The following is a 1,315-nucleotide window of genomic DNA, read 5'->3' on the forward strand; positions in this document are numbered from 1 at the left end:
CACTGACACCGGGCCAGGTGCACAATATGGCCCATGAACGCCAAACCCCTGATTCTCGGCCTGGCCCTGCTCTGTGGCACCGCCGCTCCCGCCTTCGCCACGTCCCCCGCGATGACCGAAAAACCGTCTGCAGCGCTGCGCCTGGCCACCTACAACACCTCGCTGTATTCGGACGAAGCCGGCGGCCTGATCGCCGAGCTGGAAGGCGACAGCGAACATGCGCGCAAGATCGCCGCGGTACTGCAGCAGGCGCGCCCTGACCTGGTGCTGCTGAACGAGTTCGACTTCGATGACGCCCATCGTGCCGCCGACCTGTTCCAGAAGCGCTACCTGGAAGTGGCCCAGCCCGGTGGCGGCAAGCCGCTGCACTTCGCCTACCGCTACCTGGCSCCGGTSAACACCGGCGTGCMSAGYGGSCTGGACCTGGACAACAAYGGCSWGRTCGGCGGCGAWGGCCGCGSYCGYGGCAACGACGCCTGGGGCTACGGMCTGCACCCGGGCCAGTACGGCATGCTGGTGCTGTCGCGCTACCCGATCGACGAAGCCAAGGTGCGCAGCTTCCAGCTGCTGAAGTGGAGTGCGATGCCCGGCGCGATCCGCCCGGTCGATCCGCGCACCGGCAAGAGCTTCTACAACGACACCGTCTGGTCGCAGCTGCGGCTGTCGTCGAAGTCGCATTGGGATGTACCGGTGAAGACCCCGGCCGGCGTGGTCCACGCGCTGGTCTCGCACCCGACGCCGCCGGTGTTCGATGGCCCGGAAAAGCGCAACGCCGCGCGCAACCATGACGAACTGCGCCTGTGGCAGGAATACCTGTCCAAGGGTGACAAGCCGTGGCTGTGCGACGACAAGGGCCAGTGCGGCGGCCTGGCCCAGGATGCGCGTTTTGTCATCCTTGGCGACCTCAACAATGATCCGGTCGATGGCGATGGCCGCCACGAGGCGATCGTCGAACTGATCGAGAACGCCCGCGTGCTGCGCTACCCCACCCCACGCAGCATCGGCGCCGAGCAGACCAGCCTGGCCTATGCGGCCAAGGGCATCACCCGCAAGGGTGCACCGTTCCATGCCACCGGCGATTTCGGCCCGAAGTCCGGCACCATGCGCCTGGACTACGTGCTGCCCTCGACCGGTTTCGAGTACCTCGGCAGCGGCGTGTTCTGGCCGGCCAATGAGAGTGCCGAAGCGAAGATCGCCGATGGCAGCGACCACCACCTGGTATGGGTGGATGTGAAATAAACCGATAGCGCCGGGCCATGCCCGGCGGCTTTTCCGGCCGCGTCGCGCGCCCTAGGGGAAGCCGCCGGGCATGGCC

The 1,315-nt window shown here is 67.2% G+C and carries 1 protein-coding gene; it reads left to right on the forward strand.

Annotation, left to right across the window (positions count from 1 at the left end; genetic code table 11):
• Nucleotides 1-33: 33 nt before the first annotated feature.
• Entirely contained in the window at nucleotides 34-1,239 is a 1,206-nt protein-coding gene (locus AC1VAN_RS22040; protein ID WP_480986771.1) for an endonuclease/exonuclease/phosphatase family protein, read from the forward strand.
• Nucleotides 1,240-1,315 lie beyond the last annotated feature (76 nt).

The sequence above is a fragment of the Stenotrophomonas sp. 05L44_2 genome, assembly GCF_056665995.1.